The following is an 18,479-nucleotide window of genomic DNA, read 5'->3' as shown; positions in this document are numbered from 1 at the left end:
TGAATTGAAAACGGGGGCCAAAAGGCCCCCGTTGATGAGAATGGCTGCGATTAACGCGAGCTATCTTCCGCCAGCTTAGCTGCCCCATCATCCTGATCGTCATGATGATGGTCGTGCTCTTTCATGGCTTCCGCATGCACGCGTTTGCGCACACCGAACCAGCCCAGCACCAGTACCACTGCAATCAGCGGGATGGACGCAATAGTGTAGGTACCGTTTGGATAATCAAACGCCATCAACACCAGCACGCTCACCAGGAACAGTAGCGTCAACCAAGAGGTGAACGGTGCCCACGGCAGCTTGAAACTGACGTCTTCCGCTTTACCTTCTTTAATCGCTTTGCGCAGACGCATCTGGCACACCACGATAAAGCCCCACGAAGAGATGATGCCCAGTGAGGCCACGTTCAGTACGATCTCAAACACCTGAGAAGGCACATAGTAGTTGAGTACCACACCGACCACGTACACCGCGATGGTAACGAGGATACCGGCGAACGGCACCTGCTGTTTGCTCATCTTCGACATGAACTGTGGTGCAGAACCGCCCATCGACATGGAACGCAGAATTCGACCGGTGGAGTACAAACCTGAGTTCAGGCTCGACAACGCCGCACTCAGCACCACGATGTTCATCACGCTCCCAATGTAAGGCACGCCCAGTTTGGAGAAGAAGGTCACAAACGGACTCTGCCCTGCCTGATAGGCGTTCCACGGCAGCAGCAGTACCAGCAGCACCACCGAACCGACGTAGAAGAGACCAATACGCCAGATCACGCTGTTGATGGCTTTTGGCAGCATGGTTTTCGGGTCTTTACACTCCCCGGCCGCGGTGCCCACCAGCTCAATCGAGGCAAAGGCAAATACTACCCCTTGCACCAGCACCAACGCGGGTAGCAAGCCGTGCGGGAAGAAGCCGCCGTTGTCCGTGATCAGATGGAAGCCGGTGGTATTGCCGTCCAGCGGTTTACCACTGCCGAGGAACACCACACCGACAATCAGGAACACCACGATCGCCAGCACTTTCACCAATGCGAACCAGAACTCCATTTCGGCGAACCACTTCACGCCGATCATGTTCATGGTACCGACAATCGCCAGTGCGCCGAGAGCAAACACCCACTGCGGCACATCACCAAACGCGCCCCAGTAGTGCATGTAGAGCGCAACCGCGGTGATATCCACGATACCGGTCATCGCCCAGTTAACGAAGTACATCCAACCTGCCACGTATGACGCTTTTTCCCCGAGGAATTCGCGTGCATAAGAAACAAAGCTGCCGCTTGATGGGCGGTGTAATACCAGTTCGCCCAACGCACGGAGGATAAAGAAGGAGAAGATACCGCACACCAGATAAACCAGTGCCAGAGCAGGACCAGCCATCTGCAAGCGCGCGCCTGCACCAAGGAACAGGCCGGTACCGATGGCACCGCCAATGGCGATCATTTGTACCTGACGGTTACCCATTGCTTTGTGGTAACCGCTATCGTGGGAATTGAGCCAGCGTCTTTTCGCAGCGCGTTGTTCGGCTGCGGTTTTTTTAGTTGAATTCATAGCTTTCCTGTTTGTCCTGACCATCAATCATCGCCTAACCAATCGTTTGCGTGCGGCGGTGCGAAATGGGGTAAAACCCGCTACCGATACGGCGGAACGATGTCGCGCGGTGAGCCGGGAATTTACGGCGATGAATCCTACCCGTTCTGCATGAACGAAGCAAAAAATACCGTTTGGTTGCACGAGTTGATTTGTAAGAATCGGTCGCGGTGCACAAAAAAACCGGCCAGTGAATGGCCGGTAAAGGGGTGGCTACAGGGAAGTATTGCGGGGGGTATTAACGATAAATCTCTGCGGTACCGCTCCACAGGCTGGAGTCGCCTGGGTTTTGTACGCCAATGACACGGTAATGGCTGGCGCCCCTATCTTCCGCTTTCTGCGAAAGCTGACGCGTTGCATCATCAATGGAACCGCGAACACCGCTGATAGAAACGGTACCGCTGCTTTGCAGGTTTTCCGCCTGCTCAGCACTTAAAGGTTGCGCGGCAAAGGCCGTGAAACTTGCGGTGGCAAGCAGTGCAGCAGTCAGAATGGCAATCGGTGTCTTCATCATTTGCTCCTGTTGTCTTCCGTTCAGAAAAGTGATTACGCAGCAAATTATCAGCGAAGTAATGAAAAGCAGGCACAGCAGGCCGTAAAGCCGTTCAATAATTCGCCAGCTAACGACATGCAATCCAGGGAAAGGTAAAGAGAAGTGGATTTCTCTGCTAAAAGTAACCTGATGTGACGATTTCCGGCTCGCTGTCCGCCAGACGCTGCCTTATAATCCCACGCTCTTATAAGGGTTTTATTGTGATAGTGAAACGTCCTGTTACCCGCACCATAGCCCGTGCCCTGAGCGCGATTGTGTTGTTATCGCTGCTCACCACCGGCCTGGCGCTGTTAACGCTCTCCAGCAGTTTGCGTGATGCCGAAGCGGTGAATGTCGCCGGTTCACTGCGCATGCAAATTTATCGCCTTGCCTGGGATACCACGCGCGATCCGCAGCAGTTGGCGCAGCACATCCAAATCTATCAGCACACCCTTAGCTCACCGGCTTTGCAGCATCTGGAACGCCCGTGGGTGCCGAAGGAAGTGGCCAGCCGCTATCGCTATCTGCGCGACAGCTGGCCGCAGTTACAGCAAACGCTGCAGCCCGAACGCGCGCAGATCTATCAGCAACGCGTTGCCAGTTACGTGAGTGAGATTGACCGCTTTGTGCTGGCACTCCAACATTACGCCGAACTGAAAATGCATCTGGTGGCGGCCAGCAGCCTGTTTGGTGTCCTGGCGATTGTGGCATTGGCGCTGTGGACCATCCGCTTTATCCGTCGCAATGTGGTGCGCCCGCTGGATTCGCTGGTCACCGCCAGCCAGTACGTTGAGCAGGCGAATTTCAGCTTTCCCCCGTTGTCAGTCTCTCAGCCCACCGAATTGGGCGTACTGGCACAAGCTTTTACTCACATGGCTGAACGTCTGCATTCGCACTATCGCCTGCTTGAGCTGGCGGTGCGCAATAAAACGGAAGATCTGACGCAAGCCAACCGCACGCTGAAATTACTTTATGAATGCTCGCAGGTCCTCACCAGCAGCCCACTTAATCCGGAGTTGTTCCAGGGATTGCTGCGGCTGGTTCAACGTCGTGAGGCATTGACCCTATTGAGAATCACCAGCGACGATATTGATTTCCAGGCCGGCGTGGCGGAAGAGGGTCTCGAATGGCATCGTTTGCCGCTGCAACAAGAAGATCAGTCACTCGGCGAACTGTGCTGGCAAACGCGGCGAGCGCCTCCTGCCGATGAACTGATGCAAAGCCTGGCCAACATGCTGGCGCGTTCGTTATGGATTTGGCAGACGCAAAAACAGTACCAGCAGATGCTATTAATAGAAGAACGATCCACCATCGCGCGTGAACTGCATGATTCGCTGGCGCAGTCGCTCTCTTTCCTGCGCATCCAGCTCACACTGCTGCGCCGCAATGTCGATCACACCCAGCCCCAGGCACAATCGATTATTGCCGAGTTTGATCGCGCACTGGCCGAGGCCTATCAGCAACTGCGCGAGTTACTGACGACCTTCCGTCTGACCATCGAACAGGCGGATTTAGTGCAGGCGATGCAGGCAATGATCGCTCCGTTGCAGGAACAGTCTCACGCCGCTATCGCCTTCGATTACCAATCGGGCCTGCAAACGCTGGATGCTCAACAGCAGGTGCATGTGCTGCAGATCGCACGTGAAGCCCTGCTGAACGCCATTCGTCACGCACAGGCGCAGCAAATCCATATTTTTTATCAGCGCGATGAAGACGCATTCCATTTGCTGACGATTGAAGATGACGGTTGCGGCATCCGCAGCCTGGAAGAACCCCCAGGCCATTACGGCCTGACGATAATGGCGGAGCGCGCTGCCCGGCTTTCCGGCAGCTTACTGATTACCCCGCAGACGCGTGGAACGCGCGTTACGCTGCGTTTCCCACCGCGACCGGCACACCGGCTGGCTTAACGCGATACACTTATGTTGAATGGACTTTGACTGGAGAATTTATGGCCCCCTCTTCCCTGACTATTATGATCGTTGACGATCATCCGCTGATGCGTCGTGGCATTCGCCAACTGCTGGCACTGGAACCGCGTCTGGAAGTGGTGGCCGAAGCCAACAACGGCACTGAAGCGCTGGCTGAAGCACGTCGCCTGTCGCCCGATGTGATATTGCTCGATCTGAACATGAAAGGCATGTCGGGTTTAGATACCCTGAAAGCCCTGCGCCATGAAGGGATCGCTTCGCGCATTTTGGTACTGACCGTTTCCGACGCGCGCAATGATATATACGCCATGGTCGATGCCGGCGCTGATGGCTATTTGCTGAAAGACAGCGAGCCGGAATTATTGCTGGCGCAGGTCATGCGCGGTGCATTGGGTGAGAATGTGTTTAGTGAAGTGGTGGCAGAATATCTGGCAACGCGCCAGCCGAGCGCCAATCCTTTCAAACAACTCACCGAGCGTGAACTGGATGTGTTGCAGGAAGTGGCGCGTGGGTTATCCAATAAAGAGATTGCCGCCACCTTGCATATTTCCGAAGAAACGGTAAAAGTGCACATCCGCAATCTGCTGCGTAAACTGGATGTCCGTTCGCGCGTCGCCGCCACCGTGCTGTGGCTAGAGAGCCGCAATGTGTAGCAGCGCACAGAAAACCAGCACCACATTTACACTTTCTCCATAATTTATCCACGATTCTCTAATTTGCGCCGCGTACAGTAAGCAGCAGCAGGAGTTTTCGGGATAGCACCTTGCACTCCGCCGACGTGAAGCCGACTGCGCTTCACGTTTTACATAATAAAAGTAAAAAATACGCAGCTGAGGAGTGTCGGTTCCATGTCGAATTTTTTTATCGACCGCCCCATTTTTGCCTGGGTTTTGGCTATTTTGCTTTGTCTTTGCGGCACACTAGCGATCATCTCCCTGCCCATTGAGCAGTATCCCGATCTCGCACCGCCTAACGTGCGTATTACTGCCAACTATCCCGGTGCCTCTGCGGAAACGCTGGAGAACACCGTAACCCAGGTTATCGAACAGAACATGACCGGCATCGATAACCTGATGTATATGTCCTCCAACAGCAGTAACACGGGTCAGGCGCAAATCACCCTCACCTTTACCGCTGGCACCAATCCTGATGAAGCCCGCCAGCAGGTACAAAACCAGCTGCAAACCGCACTGCGTAAATTACCCGCCGCCGTTCAATCTCAGGGCGTCACGGTGAATAAAACCGGTGACAGCAATATCCTGATGATTGCGTTTGTCTCTACCGACGGAAGTATGGACAAACAGGATATTTCAGATTATGTCGCCAGTAACATTCAGGATCCGCTGAGCCGCATCGATGGTGTGGGTCAAGTTGATGCCTATGGTTCACAATATGCGATGCGCATCTGGCTCGATCCCAACAAGCTGATTGCCTATGCACTCACTACCGATGACGTGGTGAAGGCGATTGAATCGCAGAACACACAGGTGGCCGTGGGTCAGGTTGGCGGCTTGCCGTCTGTGGATAAACAAGCGCTGAATGCCACCGTCAATGCACAGTCCATGTTGCAGACGCCAGAGCAATTCAAAGCCATTACCCTGAAAACCAACAGCGACGGTTCCGTGGTGACGCTGGGCGATGTGGCTGACGTGGCGATGGGGGCGGAAAAATACGACTTCCTCAGCCGCTACAATGGTCAGGCGGCGTCAGGTCTCGGCATTAAGCTGGCGTCTGGCGCCAACGAAATGAATACCGATAAGCTGGTGCGCGCGCGCGTGGAAGAGTTGTCGCACTACTTCCCGCACGGGCTGGAAGCCAAAATCGCCTACGAAACCACGCCGTTTGTAAAAGCCTCAATTACTGACGTGGTGAAAACACTGCTGGAAGCGATTCTACTGGTATTCCTGGTGATGTATCTGTTCCTGCAGAATTTCCGCGCCACGCTGATTCCGACCATTGCCGTGCCGGTGGTGCTGCTCGGCACCTTTACGGTGCTGTATGCCTGTGGGTTCAGTATCAACACGCTCACCATGTTCGCGATGGTGCTCGCCATCGGCCTGCTGGTAGATGACGCCATCGTGGTGGTGGAGAACGTTGAGCGCATCATGAGTGAGGAAGGACTTTCACCGCGCGCCGCCACACGAAAATCGATGGGACAGATCCAGGGTGCGCTGGTGGGCATTGCGCTGGTGCTATCGGCGGTATTCGTACCGATGGCCTTTTTCGGCGGCACCGTGGGCGCTATCTATCGTCAGTTCTCGATCACTATCGTGTCGGCGATGGTGTTGTCGGTGCTGGTGGCGATGATTCTGACGCCAGCCCTGTGCTCGACGCTGCTTAAACCACTGGAACAAGGCCATCATCATGGACGTCGCGGCTTCTTTGGCTGGTTTAACCGTACTTTCAACGCCAGCGCGGAACGCTATGAGCGCGGTGTCGCGCGTATTTTGATGAAGGGTGGGCGCTGGCTGGTGCTCTATCTCGGCATCATCGGCGTGATGGCGTTTCTTTTTATCCGCCTGCCTACCTCGTTCCTGCCGCTGGAAGACCGTGGCGTATTCCTGACGCAGGTGCAGTTGCCGCCGGGCGCGACGCTAGAGCAAACCTCCAATGTGGTGGCGAAGGTCGAAAACTATTACATGACCGCCGAAAAAGACAACGTGCTATCGGTGTTCTCAACCATCGGCGCCGGTCCTGGTGGTAACGGCCAAAACGTGGCGCGCCTGTTTGTGCGCCTGAAAAACTGGGAAGAGCGCCCTGGCAGCGATCGTACCTCGTTCGCTATCATCGAGCGTGCCACCAAAGCCTTCCATAAGATCAAAGAAGGCCGCGTGATCGCTAGCAGCCCACCGGCCATCACCGGCATGGGCAGTTCCTCCGGTTTCGATATGGAACTGCAGGATCACGGCGGCATCGGTCATACCCAGTTGATGGCGATGCGAGACAAATTGCTGGAGCTGGCCGACAGCAATCCGGCCCTGTCTCGTGTGCGTCACAACGGTCTGGATGACAGCCCGCAGCTGCAGATTGATGTCGATCAGCGTAAAGCCCAGGCGCTGGGCGTTTCACTCGATACCATCAATGACACGCTGACCACCGCATGGGGTTCGACTTACGTCAATGACTTCCTCGATCGCGGACGTGTAAAGAAGGTCTATGTGCAAGCCGCAGCGGAATTCCGCATGCTGCCGGGTGATATCAATAAGTGGTACGTGCGCAACAGCAGCGGCACCATGGTGCCCTTCTCTGCCTTCGCCACCAGCCGTTGGGAGACCGGTTCACCGCGTCTGGAACGCTACAATGGTTACTCTTCACTGGAGATTGTTGGCGAGGCAGCCAATGGCGTCAGTAGTGGCACCGCGATGGATGTGATGGAGAAACTGGTGGGGCAACTGCCGTTAGGCGTCGGCTTCCAGTGGACCGGAGCCTCTTATCAGGAACGTCTCTCCGGTTCACAGGCGCCTGCGCTGTATGCGATTTCGCTACTGGTGGTATTCCTGTGTCTGGCCGCGCTGTATGAGAGCTGGTCGATTCCATTCTCCGTAATGCTGGTGGTGCCGCTCGGCGTGGTGGGTGCACTGGTGGCAACCTGGATGCGCGGACTCGAGAACGACGTTTACTTCCAGGTTGGCTTACTTACCGTGATTGGTTTGTCGGCGAAGAACGCCATCCTGATCGTGGAATTTGCTAATGAGATCAACAGTAAAGGACGCGAGCTGATGGAAGCGACGCTGGAGGCTTCACGTCAGCGTCTGCGCCCGATTCTGATGACATCGCTGGCCTTTATCTTCGGCGTGCTGCCGATGGCGATCAGCAGCGGGGCGGGTTCCGGCAGCCAGCATGCGGTCGGAACGGGCGTCATGGGCGGCATGATCTCCGCGACGATATTAGCGATTTTCTTCGTACCGCTGTTCTTTGTGCTGGTGCGTCGTCGCTTCCCGTTAAAAGAGAAGTCACACGATTAAAGCCTAAAATAAAACGGGGCCGCGATATTCGCAGCCCCGTTGTTATTTGGATTGAATTACAGCAAGTTGGGAGTGCCCTGCTTTTCTCTTCGCGATTACTTACTACGTAACATCGCTTCAATAAATTCTTTCCAGTTCCCCAATTCGGTGTCAACCATCATACCCTCTCTTATTGTAGTGGTGATTCTACGCCGATTTTTTCTACAGGTGAATACGTTTCCACCACTCAACACTATCGGCAAAAGCGCAAAAAACCTTCAATTTGTCGAAAATGCGTACTGACGCACATTTCAGCAAGCCGTTAACACCACAGGGAAAAATCACCTGCGTTATCGGGTAGCACATTTTTACGATTAGGATAATTCTTAGGAGACTGATGATGCCACCAGGAACTATTCAGGACGTTAATGAAAACGTTTACTGGACCTAATTAATAGAATTGATAACGCTGAAATTATCATTAAAAAACAAATAAAACGCAGCGCCTTACGCCGCAGAGGTCACAGCCAGCAGAGCGCTATGGTAAACTCGCGCTTTATTTTTCACAGGATGGGAACAGGCGATGACAGCGCAGTGGGTGATGTACGGAATTAAAAATTGCGACACCATAAAAAAAGCACGCAACTATTTAGCAGAATCCGGCACCGACTATCGTTTTCACGATTATCGCGTGGATGGCATCGATGACGCGCTGCTGCAATCGTTTATCGATCAGCTTGGCTATGAAGTGCTGCTGAACACGCGCGGCACCACCTGGCGCAACCTGCCGGAAGCGGAGCGTTCAGCCGTCACCGATGCGGCCAGCGCGAAAGCAGTGATGCTCGCCCAGCCTGCCATTATCAAACGTCCGGTATTGTCTGCCCCTAACGGTGACTTGCTGGTCGGTTTCAAAGATTCCCTTTATCACGCGTTTATCCAGGAGAAGTCATAACATGTTCTGTCCGGTCATTGAGCTGGCTCAGCAGCTTATTCGTCGCCCGTCACTGAGTCCGGATGATGCCGGTTGTCAGGCGCTGTTGGTGGCGCGTCTGGAAGCAATTGGCTTTACGGTCGAACAGATGCACATCGGCGATACGCTGAACTTCTGGGCCACGCGTGGTCAGGGCGAAACCCTGGCGTTTGCCGGTCACACCGATGTGGTGCCGCCGGGTGATGCCAACCGCTGGATCAGTCCGCCGTTTGAGCCCTCAATTCGTGATGGCATGCTGTTTGGCCGTGGTGCTGCCGACATGAAAGGCTCGCTGGCGGCGATGGTGGTGGCCGCAGAACGATTTGTCGCCGCTAATCCGCAGCACAAAGGGCGTCTGGCTTTCCTGATCACTTCCGATGAAGAAGCCAGCGCCGTTAACGGCACGGTCAAAGTGGTAGAACGTTTGATGGCGCGCAACGAGCGCATGGATTACTGCCTGGTGGGCGAGCCTTCCAGTACCGAAATCGTTGGCGACGTGGTGAAAAATGGTCGTCGCGGTTCGATGACCGCCAATCTGACGATTCACGGCGTACAGGGACACGTGGCTTATCCGCATCTGGCCGATAACCCGGTGCACCGCGCGATGCCAGCCCTGAATGAGCTGGTGGCCACCGAATGGGATCAGGGCAACGAATTCTTCCCGCCAACCAGCATGCAGATTGCCAACGTGCAGGCCGGCACCGGCAGCAATAACGTGATCCCCGGTGAATTTTTCGTGCAGTTCAACTTCCGGTTCAGCACCGAACTCACCGATCAAATGATCAAAGAGCGTGTAGCCGCCCTGCTGGATCGCCATCAGTTGCGTTACACGCTGGATTGGAATGTTTCCGGTCAGCCGTTCCTGACCTCACGCGGCAAACTGGTTGATGCCGTGGTAAATGCTGTCGCGCACTATAATGAAATTAAGCCACAGTTACTGACCACAGGCGGCACCTCAGACGGACGCTTTATCGCGCGGATGGGTGCGCAGGTTGTGGAACTGGGCCCGGTGAATGCCACCATTCATAAAATCAATGAGTGCGTGAAAGCGTCAGATTTGCAGATGCTGAGTCGTATGTACCAGCGCATCATGGAACAGCTGATCGCTTAAGTAAGCACGCTAAAGGAGCAATGGGATGGAATTCTTTAAAGAGTACTGGTGGATCTTAGTGATCCTGCTGATGGTCGGTATTTTAATGAACGTTTATAAAGACTTAAAACGTATCGATCACAAAAAGTTTATGGATAATAAACCGGATTTACCACCGCATCGCGACTTTAACGATAAATGGGATGATGACGACGACTGGCCGAAGAAAAAATAATTGCGGTTAATCTCCTCCCTGTAAACGTAGCGGCGTGATGCGCCGCGCATCGGATAGCGAATGGGCTACAGCAATGCGCGATTAATCTCGCCGTTACGTTAAAACGACTCTGGTTCGCCATCACATCATCATCACCACATCATCATCACCCGGTTTAGCGCCGCTCAGCACCTCGTCGAAGTAGCGACGCGGGATGGTATAACGCAGGTGATTCAACGCCAGTTCCATGCTGCGATCGTCAATCGCGTGCGGCAAATCGTCCACCACATCGAGTGTCACATCACCGCCCAGCGCCGTTAAGCGCTGCATAGCGGCTTCAGCATGTTCCAGCGGAATCTGATCATCATAATCGCCGTGAATCAGATGGATGGTATTGCGAGAGCTGACGCGCTCCGGCAGCGTGCTGTAGCGGCCGCTGAACACAATCGCGCGTCCTGCCAGATCCGCATGGGCTTTGACGCCTTCCAGCACCATGGTGCCGCCCTGAGAGAAGCCTACCAGTGCGGTGGCCTCCGGCCGAACACCCGATGCCTGTTGCCAATGGCGCACCGATTCGACAAACATCGGCATCACCGCATTAACGCCCTGCTGTTCTGATCGGTCATGCGCGGGAATATCCGCAAACCATTGGCGGCCCTGCGGCACGCTGCCAGGGTAAGGTGCACCCACCACCACCACCTGCGCTTCCGGAAACGCTTTCGCGAACCAGTTGCCGATTTGCGCCATCGAATCAGGATTGTCATTCACGCCGTGATAGAGCAAAAACAGCTGCGCAGCGTGCATCGGTTGCTGAACAATTACATATCGTAGTGCCATAAGATCCTCCTCAAATCACTATACGCCGCTCTGGCGAGAGTGATATTGGGAAAATTTGAACGAGATGATGGATTTATTGCAACGATGCCAACTGCTGCCGCCACTGCTCCGCCTGGCGGGTATCGCACTGAATCAACGCCTCCGCCGTCTCCTGGCGTAAGCGTTGTATCAGGGCTTTACGACCACTGAGACCCGCTTGCTGTGTTGCGGCACTCAGCGGTTGTTTTTGCACAAGGATGGCTTCGAGTATCGGTTGTGGTGATGCGCGCACCAGGCGTTGCAACGCGGCATAGCTCGCCTCATACGGCCGCAGCGCCCAGGCAAATCCTGCCAACAGCGGCCAGTCATCCTTGCTCAGCGCCTGAGGGTGTTCGGTTGTCGTGAAGGGAAGATCAATAATGTCACGCAACCACACCGCGTCACGCGCAAATCGCTGTGCCGCTTGCTGCTGCAACTGTTGTCCGGCGGGCGTTAAGCCGCGTATCGCCATCGCCGCATAGCAGCCACTGCTGGCTTCACGCTGTGAGCCAATGCGTACCAGAGTAAATCCACAGCGCTGCCAGAACTGCCACAGCGATTCGGTATAGCCAAAACTCACCGAAAGGAAATCGCATCCTTCCGCCTGCTGATGTGCCATGGCCACCAACGCGCTGCCAATACCGCGCTGGCGTTGTGCGGCTAACACGGCAATGCGACTGATACGCTGCGATCGCAAGGTAGCGGCTTCTGCGAATCCCGCATGGGCTGCCAGTGACTGTGCGACCAGATTGCCGCGCGGACGGCGCAACCCCGCCCAGACGGCATCAGCCAGCGGCTTGTCTAACCCACCCTCTTCCACCAGCCACAGTGCGCCGACAATATTTTCTGGCGCTCCTGCCAGCCAGAAGCGCATGCCGGGGGCATCCAGCATGCGCCGCAGGTCAATTGGAGAAGTGCGATAGTGGGCGCTCGCCAGCAGACGGTAGCCCGCTTCCAGTGCCCCTTGCTCTGGTTTAGCCGGAAAAACCGAAATCTCACCGTTAAATTCGCTTTCTGCGGCATCCTCAAACAGCAGCGCCTGGCTTAGCCACTGTTCCAGCGGATCGTGCGCTGACCAACGCAAAGGTTCATCGAGCTGGAAATGTTGCACCTGAGGCAAGGTGGCGCAGAAACGCAGCATAAAACCGCGCCCGGTGCCTTCGTAACCCTGCACGGTGGTGATCATCAACACGCGGGGAAAACGCTGAATCAGTTGTTGTAACAACGGCGCTGGAATCGCAGCCGCTTCATCAACAATCAACCATTGCGCTGACCGCTCAGCGGTTGAAGCGAGAATGGCATCCGGCGCCATAAAATGAAAATGTTCACCGGCAAACGCCGCCAGCACGTCAGTGGAAACTTTGGCCGGTGCCGTTACCAGGCAGTGCTGATTCTGTTGTGCCAGCATCCCGGCCAGCGCGGATTTGCCTCGTCCGCGCGCGGCGGTGATCACCGCCACGCCAGAGGGCATTGTCAGCAACTGTTGCAGGATCCGCGCCTGCTGCTGCGGTGCCTGGCATTGCCAATCGGGTAAGTCCAGCAACGCAGGTGCACGCGCAGGCCGATGTTGGTGCAGCAATCCGGCTGCACGCGCAGGCTGCTGTTGATCCGGCAATGCAGGCGAGCGAATAAGTTGATACTGGTGCTCGTGCTGGTGCCGGTGCTGGTGCTGGTGCTGGTGCTGGTGCTGGTGCTGCAACATGACCTGCGGATCCTGCTCAATCAACCGCTGCAGATGGTGGATAAAATGAGGCGTGGCGATGGGTTCGGCGACATCGGCCCAACGCAGGCTGTCGCAGTCCGGTTGCGTGGCCCACTCTTGCCACGGCGGCGTCAGTAACAATAACCAGCTTCCCGCACGCAACGTGCCCGCCAACGCCGCTAACGCCTCCGCATGGAAACCGCTGCGGGCATCGAAAATCGCATGCTGGAATTCACGCCCCAGCAGCGTGCGCAGGGCGGCGGGCGCCACGCGTTGGGGGAAATCATCGCTGTCGCTCAGCGTGAGCCAGTCGCCGGGCAGCGCCGCACGCCACTCAACGGCCTGCTGCTGCGCCCAGTTAGCTTCACCGGCGATCACACACAAGCGACGAATGCCCGCTCGCTGCATCGCGGCGGTGATATCAACTAACGACATCAGTTGGCGGCGAAGGTGTTACAGTCGCCCGGATTTCCGCTGTCAAAACCGCGTTTGAACCAGGTATAGCGCTGTTGTGAAGTACCGTGCGTGAAGCTATCCGGCACCACGCGGCCCTGGCTTTTCTGCTGTAGTCGGTCATCACCAATCGCTTCTGCGGTATCCAGCGCTTTCTTAAGGTCGCCCACTTCCAGCATATTTTGCTGCTGCACATAATGGCCCCACACGCCGGCAAAGCAGTCTGCCTGCAACTCCATTTTCACCGACAGCTGATTGGCCTGTGCCTGAGTGGCACCCTGCTGCATCTGACGCACTTTAGGCTCGATGCCCAGCAGCTTCTGGATGTGGTGGCCGACTTCATGAGCAATCACATAGCCCTGCGCAAAGTCACCGCCCGCACCCAGCTTGGTTTTCATATCATCGTAAAACGACAGATCGATGTAGACAGTTTGATCCGCCGGGCAGTAAAACGGCCCCATCGCCGACTGGCCAGTGCCGCAGCTGGTTGAGGTGTAGTTGCGGTACATCACCAGCTTAGGTGGCACATACTGTTTGCCCATTTTCTGGAACAGCGTGCCCCAGGTCTCTTCGGTGGTGGCGAGAATCACCTTAGTGAATTTGGCATCCTCATTATCCTGCGCAGAGTTCACCGGGCGCTGCTGCTGTTGCGTCACCGGAGTTCCCCCCTCCAGCAACGCGGTGAGGTCGTAACCGTAGTAACCCGCCACGGCCACCACAATCAGCAGAATGATACCGCCCTTGCCGCGCGGAATGCGGATTTGCCGACCGCCGCCGCCCAATCCGGGTGAATCATTGCGACGATCTTCTACATTGTCGCTTTCACGACGACCTTGCCAGCGCATGGCTCGCTCCTGTTAAAAGGTTTTGCATGATTTTAGTTGGCGCCATCGCTAATCACCAGCGTTGCGGCGCTAGCGTCGCGAGATTGAGAGAAAGGAGGCGTATTAGATAACGTGCAGGCAGGGCAGAAACAGAAAAGGCCGCCAGCGATGACGACCTTTCATTTATCACGACACCCTGTTTACAGTGCGCTGGAATGCGCACCGAAAAGGTATCACTGAAGACTTAATCCAGTTTCACACCCAGGCGGTGCGCCACTTCTTCATAAGCTTCGATCAGGCCGCCGAGGCTCTGGCGGAAACGGTCTTTGTCCATTTTGTCCATGGTTTCTTTGTCCCACAGACGCGCGCCGTCTGGCGAGAACTCATCGCCCAACGTCACTTCACCGTTGAACAGACCGAACTCCAGTTTGAAGTCGACCAGGATCAGACCGGCGTCATCAAACAGTTTGCTCAGTACGTCGTTGGCTTTGAAAGTCAGTTCCTGCATGCGCGCCAGATTGGCTTTGCTGACCCAGCCAAAGGTCTCGCAGTAAGATTCGTTGACCATCGGGTCGTGTTTGGCGTCATCTTTCAGGAAGAGATCAAACAGCGGTGGATTGAGCAGCATGCCCTCTTCCACGCCCAGACGTTTTACCAGCGATCCTGCCGCACGGTTGCGCACTACGCACTCCACCGGCACCATCTCCAGTTTTTTCACCAGCGCTTCGTTATCCGACAGCAGCGCTTCCATCTGGGTCGGAATGCCCGCTTCCTGCAGTTTGGTCATAATGAAATGGTTGAACTTGTTGTTCACCATTCCTTTGCGATCAAATTGCTCGATTCGTGCACCGTCTCCTGCTGACGTATCGTTGCGGAATTCAAGTACCAGCAGATCCGGATTATCGGTGCTGTATACGGTTTTCGCTTTACCGCGATACAACTCAGCTCGCTTTTGCATCTCATTAACTCCAAACATGAAAGAACCCGTGTTCAGCGGTGTTTCACCGCGCGATGACTGCCTGACGCAATCGTTTACTTCGCCGGGCGCTATTATGCCAAATCCAAAACAAAAAGGCCGGAGAATCTCCGGCCCTTTGGCAATTTATTTGTTCAGTGCACCCTGGAACACCGCCACCAGCGCATCGTTCTGCGCCTGAGTGAGCACATGGCCCTTAGGATCAATGAACTGCAGACTGCTGCGGTTATCCAAATCACCCACCTGCAATTTGTAATCGCCGTTTGGCAGTTCAGGATCCTTCGCACCAATCGCGTCAAACGCGCTGCTACCCGGCTGCTTGTAGGTCACTTTCAGACTACCCTGCGAGCGGTTGTCATCGGTCACTTCCATGCCCACACGCTTCAGCGCCGCTGGCAGACGCTGCCAGGTGACGTTAAACGGTGAACGCAGCACCAGCAGTGGCAGACCGGTATCATCTGCACCGCTCTGGACGTCAATCTGTCCAGTCGCACGGCCTGCAGCGGCATCGGCGCTGGCGGTATCAATCTTATCCAGACCGGTACTGATGTCGTTCAACATCTGGCCGGTATAGCGTTGGATCTGCGCAGGTGTAGTCACCGTCTCACCTTTCTGCTGCAATTCCAGCAGACGAACCGTCAGCACCTGCTGATAGCTCTGGTTCTGTACGCTGATCTGGTAGCGACCGCGATACTGGTTATCTTCATCCGCACGGTTCCACTGCACCCAATCGGTGGTCAGCTGCTGCCCAGCATCATCACGCTGTGCAATCGGGAACTTGTAGGACTGGATCACATTCACCACCTGTGACCAGATAGAGCCACGGCTGCTCTCAACCGCCAGCACACCGGTATTACCAGTGAACTGTGCACGCGTACCGTTCAGCAGCGCCAGAGGTTGAGCCGGAGGACGAATATCCAGTTCTTTACCTACTGCACCCTTCGCAACAGTGTGCGGCACATCGTAATCGCCATTCTGCAGAGGCAGAATCATCCCCGCCGGGGCTTTTAAATCATGCAGTTCAGGCGCCTGCAGGTAAGATTCATCACCGCTGACCTGGCGCTTATAACGCTGATCGCTGGAACAAGCTGTTAGCAGCATCAGGGTGGACAAGCCCACCACGGTTGCCAGCGTCGAGCGCTTAACTGAATAACTCATTGATTCTCCCTAATTTATCGCAGACCCGCTTTAATCAGCGCCTGAGCCGTTTTCGCCTGACCGGCTTCGGTCAGTGGCGTCATCGGCAAGCGCAGCGTGTCATCCGCGATTAATCCTAGCTGTTTCGCTGCCCATTTAACCGGGATTGGATTGGGTTCACAGAAAAGCGTCTGGTGCAGGTGCATCAGACGCTGATTCAGGCGACGCGCTTCGGCAAAATTACCCTGTTGCGCCAGCGCACAGAGTTCTACCATTTCACGCGCTGCAATGTTGGCTGTAACCGAGATTACGCCTTTGCCGCCCAGTTGCATGGAGTCCAGAGCTGTCGCGTCATCGCCGCTGACAATAATGAACTCATCATTAACCAGCTCTTGGATCTGAGAAATACGCGATAAGTTCCCGGTGGCCTCTTTGATTCCGATAATATTTTTAATTTCGGCCAGGCGAGCCACGGTTTCTGGCAGCATGTCGCAGCCAGTACGTGATGGAACGTTATACAGCATCTGCGGCAGATCGGTGCTTTCGGCAATCGCTTTGAAGTGCTGGAACAGACCTTCCTGGGTTGGACGGTTGTAGTAAGGCGTCACAGTCAGACAACCCACCACACCGGTGCCGGTAAAGCGCTTCGTGAGAGAGATACCTTCAGCAGTGGCATTGGCGCCGGTTCCGGCAATCACCGGGATACGGCCATCCGCCAGCTCCAGGGTCTGCATCACCACATCGCCATGTTCTTCATGGCTGAGGGTAGCGGATTCGCCGGTGGTGCCAACAGAAACAATCGCCGCGGTGCCGCTGGCAACATGATAATCAATCAGTTTTTTCAAACTCTCGCGGCAGACATTACCTTTTTCATTCATTGGCGTAATGAGCGCAACAATACTTCCGGTGAACATGGGCTATCCCCTCGACAAACAAGTGCCTCATGTTACGTTTTACCTCGAAAGAAAAGCAAGCGAGCCAAGCCATTCCTACCCTTGTCAGCAGTTTTTTTTATGTTTACCTTATGGTTATTAGCGAACGTACAGGAAATACCATTTTGTCGCAGTCACAGCCGCACCATCTGGTGATCACCGCATTGGGCGTTGATCGTCCGGGTATCGTCAATACCATCACTCGCCACGTCAGTAGCTGCGGCTGCAATATTGAAGACAGTCGTCTGGCGATGTTGGGTGATGAGTTCACCTTCATCATGCTGCTTTCGGGGAGCTGGAACGCGATAACCCTGATTGAATCCACGCTGCCGATGAAAGGGGCTGAGCTGGAACTGTTGATTGTGATGAAGCGCACCAATGCGCGCGTCACCCCGCCGATGCCCGCCACGGTATGGGTGCAGGTGGAAGTGCCGGATTCTCCTCATCTCATTGAGCGCTTTACCGATTTGTTCGACAAACACCAGATGAACATTGCCGAATTGGTGTCGCGTATTACCCCGGCACAGGAAGGTGTCCCACCGACACTGTATATTCAGATGACGGCACACAGCCCGGATAATCAGGCCAGCGCACCGTTTGAACAGGCCTTCAACAATCTGTGTGAAGAACTGCATGCACAAGGCTCAATTCGTCTTTATAGTGTCACCGACGATGCCAACAACACCCTGTAAACTAACGCCGGGTTATTTCTCCACACACTCTGCCATGCGGCATACCGTGTAGTGAAATAACCCAGAGGGTGGCACCCGCTGGGGCTTTTTGCCGCGAGGGTGTATTACCCACAGCATGAAGAAAAAATGGAGAGTTGTGATGAATCCACTGAAAGCCGGTGATACCGCACCGAAATTTAGCTTGCCCGATCAGGACGGCGAACAAGTAAATTTGGCCGACTTCCAGGGACAGCGCGTTCTGGTCTATTTCTACCCGAAGGCCATGACGCCGGGTTGCACCGTTCAGGCCTGTGGTCTGCGCGACAACATGGATGCGTTGAAAACCGTGGGCGTGGAAGTGCTGGGCATCAGCACCGATAAGCCTGAAAAACTGTCACGCTTCGCCGAAAAAGAGGTGCTGAACTTCACCCTTTTATCTGATGAAGATCACCAGGTCTGCCAGGAATTCGGTGTCTGGGGTGAGAAAACCTTTATGGGTAAAACCTATGACGGTATCCACCGCATCAGTTTCCTGATCGACGGCAACGGCAAAGTTGAGAAAGTCTTCGACGACTTCAAAACGTCGAACCACCACGACATCGTGCTGGATTATCTGAAGTCGGCATAAAACAAAACGGGTGCACAATGTGCACCCG

Annotated in this window: 17 protein-coding genes; 8 read left to right on the top strand and 9 right to left on the bottom strand. The window is 55.1% G+C overall.

Annotated elements, in window-relative coordinates; genetic code table 11:
* Nucleotides 1-50: 50 nt before the first annotated feature.
* On the bottom strand, nt 51-1,553 hold the full coding sequence (gene ansP / locus ACCW76_RS14925; protein ID WP_045831592.1) for an L-asparagine permease: 1,503 nt from the start codon (nt 1,551-1,553) through the stop codon (nt 51-53).
* Nucleotides 1,554-1,830: 277 nt separating this feature from the next.
* Nucleotides 1,831-2,103, bottom strand: a complete 273-nt coding sequence (locus ACCW76_RS14920) for a YdgH/BhsA/McbA-like domain containing protein (protein WP_045814881.1) — start codon at nt 2,101-2,103, stop codon at nt 1,831-1,833.
* Between the two features lie 242 nt (nt 2,104-2,345).
* On the opposite strand from ACCW76_RS14920, the gene narQ reads away from it, so the two are divergent.
* The 3 genes from narQ to acrD all read left to right on the top strand — a co-directional run bounded on the left by narQ (nt 2,346) and on the right by acrD (nt 8,020).
* Nucleotides 2,346-4,034: a nitrate/nitrite two-component system sensor histidine kinase NarQ gene (gene narQ, locus ACCW76_RS14915; protein WP_436338996.1), complete on the top strand. Its 1,689-nt coding sequence runs from the start codon at nt 2,346-2,348 to the stop codon at nt 4,032-4,034.
* A 41-nt stretch (nt 4,035-4,075) separates the two neighbouring features.
* The gene (locus ACCW76_RS14910) at nt 4,076-4,708 is read left to right on the top strand and encodes a response regulator (RefSeq protein WP_034825787.1); all 633 of its coding nucleotides are present in this window, start codon (nt 4,076-4,078) and stop codon (nt 4,706-4,708) included.
* Between the two features lie 195 nt (nt 4,709-4,903).
* Nucleotides 4,904-8,020: a multidrug efflux RND transporter permease AcrD gene (acrD, locus tag ACCW76_RS14905; protein WP_436338995.1), complete on the top strand. Its 3,117-nt coding sequence runs from the start codon at nt 4,904-4,906 to the stop codon at nt 8,018-8,020.
* 95 nt (nt 8,021-8,115) lie between these two features.
* Here the strand turns inward: acrD and ypfM are convergent, their stop codons facing one another.
* Entirely contained in the window at nt 8,116-8,178 is a 63-nt protein-coding gene (gene ypfM, locus ACCW76_RS14900) for a protein YpfM (protein ID WP_141399026.1), read from the bottom strand.
* 404 nt (nt 8,179-8,582) lie between these two features.
* On the opposite strand from ypfM, the gene ACCW76_RS14895 reads away from it, so the two are divergent.
* Genes ACCW76_RS14895 through ACCW76_RS14885 form a run of 3 tightly spaced genes read left to right on the top strand, consistent with a single transcriptional unit; the run spans nt 8,583 to nt 10,294 of the window.
* Nucleotides 8,583-8,951 carry an ArsC family reductase gene (locus ACCW76_RS14895; protein WP_436338993.1) on the top strand — a complete coding sequence of 123 codons (369 nt, stop codon included), beginning with the start codon at nt 8,583-8,585 and terminating at the stop codon, nt 8,949-8,951.
* Between the two features lies 1 nt (nt 8,952).
* Complete coding sequence (dapE, locus tag ACCW76_RS14890; RefSeq protein WP_436338991.1) at nt 8,953-10,080, top strand: succinyl-diaminopimelate desuccinylase; 1,128 nt, start codon at nt 8,953-8,955, stop codon at nt 10,078-10,080.
* A gap of 25 nt (nt 10,081-10,105) precedes the next feature.
* Nucleotides 10,106-10,294 (top strand): YpfN family protein, encoded by a 189-nt coding sequence (locus ACCW76_RS14885; RefSeq protein ID WP_034825779.1) that lies wholly within the window; start codon nt 10,106-10,108, stop codon nt 10,292-10,294.
* Between the two features lie 120 nt (nt 10,295-10,414).
* Here the strand turns inward: ACCW76_RS14885 and ypfH are convergent, their stop codons facing one another.
* From ypfH to dapA, 6 genes are all read right to left on the bottom strand, one after another.
* Nucleotides 10,415-11,110: an esterase gene (gene ypfH, locus ACCW76_RS14880; RefSeq protein WP_436338989.1), complete on the bottom strand. Its 696-nt coding sequence runs from the start codon at nt 11,108-11,110 to the stop codon at nt 10,415-10,417.
* Nucleotides 11,111-11,183: 73 nt separating this feature from the next.
* Nucleotides 11,184-13,265, bottom strand: a complete 2,082-nt coding sequence (locus tag ACCW76_RS14875) for a tRNA(Met) cytidine acetyltransferase TmcA (RefSeq protein ID WP_436338988.1) — start codon at nt 13,263-13,265, stop codon at nt 11,184-11,186.
* Nucleotides 13,265-14,128 (bottom strand): KPN_02809 family neutral zinc metallopeptidase, encoded by an 864-nt coding sequence (gene ypfJ, locus ACCW76_RS14870; RefSeq protein ID WP_038645493.1) that lies wholly within the window; start codon nt 14,126-14,128, stop codon nt 13,265-13,267. Before ypfJ ends, ACCW76_RS14875 begins: the two co-directional genes overlap by 1 nt.
* Before the next feature lie 223 nt (nt 14,129-14,351).
* Nucleotides 14,352-15,065: a phosphoribosylaminoimidazolesuccinocarboxamide synthase gene (gene purC / locus ACCW76_RS14865; protein WP_034825771.1), complete on the bottom strand. Its 714-nt coding sequence runs from the start codon at nt 15,063-15,065 to the stop codon at nt 14,352-14,354.
* A gap of 144 nt (nt 15,066-15,209) precedes the next feature.
* Nucleotides 15,210-16,241 (bottom strand): outer membrane protein assembly factor BamC, encoded by a 1,032-nt coding sequence (gene bamC / locus ACCW76_RS14860; RefSeq protein WP_436338987.1) that lies wholly within the window; start codon nt 16,239-16,241, stop codon nt 15,210-15,212.
* A 14-nt stretch (nt 16,242-16,255) separates the two neighbouring features.
* On the bottom strand, nt 16,256-17,134 hold the full coding sequence (gene dapA, locus ACCW76_RS14855) for a 4-hydroxy-tetrahydrodipicolinate synthase (RefSeq protein WP_034825765.1): 879 nt from the start codon (nt 17,132-17,134) through the stop codon (nt 16,256-16,258).
* 110 nt (nt 17,135-17,244) lie between these two features.
* Between dapA and ACCW76_RS14850 the strand changes: the two genes are divergently transcribed.
* Both ACCW76_RS14850 and bcp read left to right on the top strand, forming a co-directional pair.
* Entirely contained in the window at nt 17,245-17,844 is a 600-nt protein-coding gene (locus tag ACCW76_RS14850; protein WP_369800279.1) for a glycine cleavage system transcriptional repressor, read from the top strand.
* A gap of 139 nt (nt 17,845-17,983) precedes the next feature.
* Nucleotides 17,984-18,451 (top strand): thioredoxin-dependent thiol peroxidase, encoded by a 468-nt coding sequence (bcp, locus tag ACCW76_RS14845; RefSeq protein ID WP_034825761.1) that lies wholly within the window; start codon nt 17,984-17,986, stop codon nt 18,449-18,451.
* Nucleotides 18,452-18,479 lie beyond the last annotated feature (28 nt).

The organism is Pantoea sp. C8B4 (genome assembly GCF_051336905.1).
In the GTDB taxonomy this organism is placed as follows: Bacteria; Pseudomonadota; Gammaproteobacteria; order Enterobacterales; family Enterobacteriaceae; genus Pantoea; species Pantoea rwandensis_B.
Note: the sequence above shows the minus strand (reverse complement) of the source record. Positions and strands in the feature narration are given on the sequence as shown.

Bases quoted from the DNA above. Each gene is read 5' to 3' on its own strand.
- dapA (WP_034825765.1), bottom strand. From the start codon at position 17,134: ATGTTCACCGGAAGTATTGTTGCGCTCATTACGCCAATGAATGAAAAA.
- ACCW76_RS14920 (WP_045814881.1), bottom strand. From the start codon at position 2,103: ATGAAGACACCGATTGCCATTCTGACTGCTGCACTGCTTGCCACCGCA.
- ACCW76_RS14850 (WP_369800279.1), top strand. From the start codon at position 17,245: ATGGTTATTAGCGAACGTACAGGAAATACCATTTTGTCGCAGTCACAG.
- acrD (WP_436338995.1), top strand. From the start codon at position 4,904: ATGTCGAATTTTTTTATCGACCGCCCCATTTTTGCCTGGGTTTTGGCT.
- ACCW76_RS14895 (WP_436338993.1), top strand. From the start codon at position 8,583: ATGACAGCGCAGTGGGTGATGTACGGAATTAAAAATTGCGACACCATA.
- ACCW76_RS14885 (WP_034825779.1), top strand. From the start codon at position 10,106: ATGGAATTCTTTAAAGAGTACTGGTGGATCTTAGTGATCCTGCTGATG.
- ACCW76_RS14875 (WP_436338988.1), bottom strand. From the start codon at position 13,265: ATGTCGTTAGTTGATATCACCGCCGCGATGCAGCGAGCGGGCATTCGT.
- bamC (WP_436338987.1), bottom strand. From the start codon at position 16,241: ATGAGTTATTCAGTTAAGCGCTCGACGCTGGCAACCGTGGTGGGCTTG.
- ypfH (WP_436338989.1), bottom strand. From the start codon at position 11,110: ATGGCACTACGATATGTAATTGTTCAGCAACCGATGCACGCTGCGCAG.
- ansP (WP_045831592.1), bottom strand. From the start codon at position 1,553: ATGAATTCAACTAAAAAAACCGCAGCCGAACAACGCGCTGCGAAAAGA.
- dapE (WP_436338991.1), top strand. From the start codon at position 8,953: ATGTTCTGTCCGGTCATTGAGCTGGCTCAGCAGCTTATTCGTCGCCCG.
- ypfJ (WP_038645493.1), bottom strand. From the start codon at position 14,128: ATGCGCTGGCAAGGTCGTCGTGAAAGCGACAATGTAGAAGATCGTCGC.
- ACCW76_RS14910 (WP_034825787.1), top strand. From the start codon at position 4,076: ATGGCCCCCTCTTCCCTGACTATTATGATCGTTGACGATCATCCGCTG.
- purC (WP_034825771.1), bottom strand. From the start codon at position 15,065: ATGCAAAAGCGAGCTGAGTTGTATCGCGGTAAAGCGAAAACCGTATAC.
- bcp (WP_034825761.1), top strand. From the start codon at position 17,984: ATGAATCCACTGAAAGCCGGTGATACCGCACCGAAATTTAGCTTGCCC.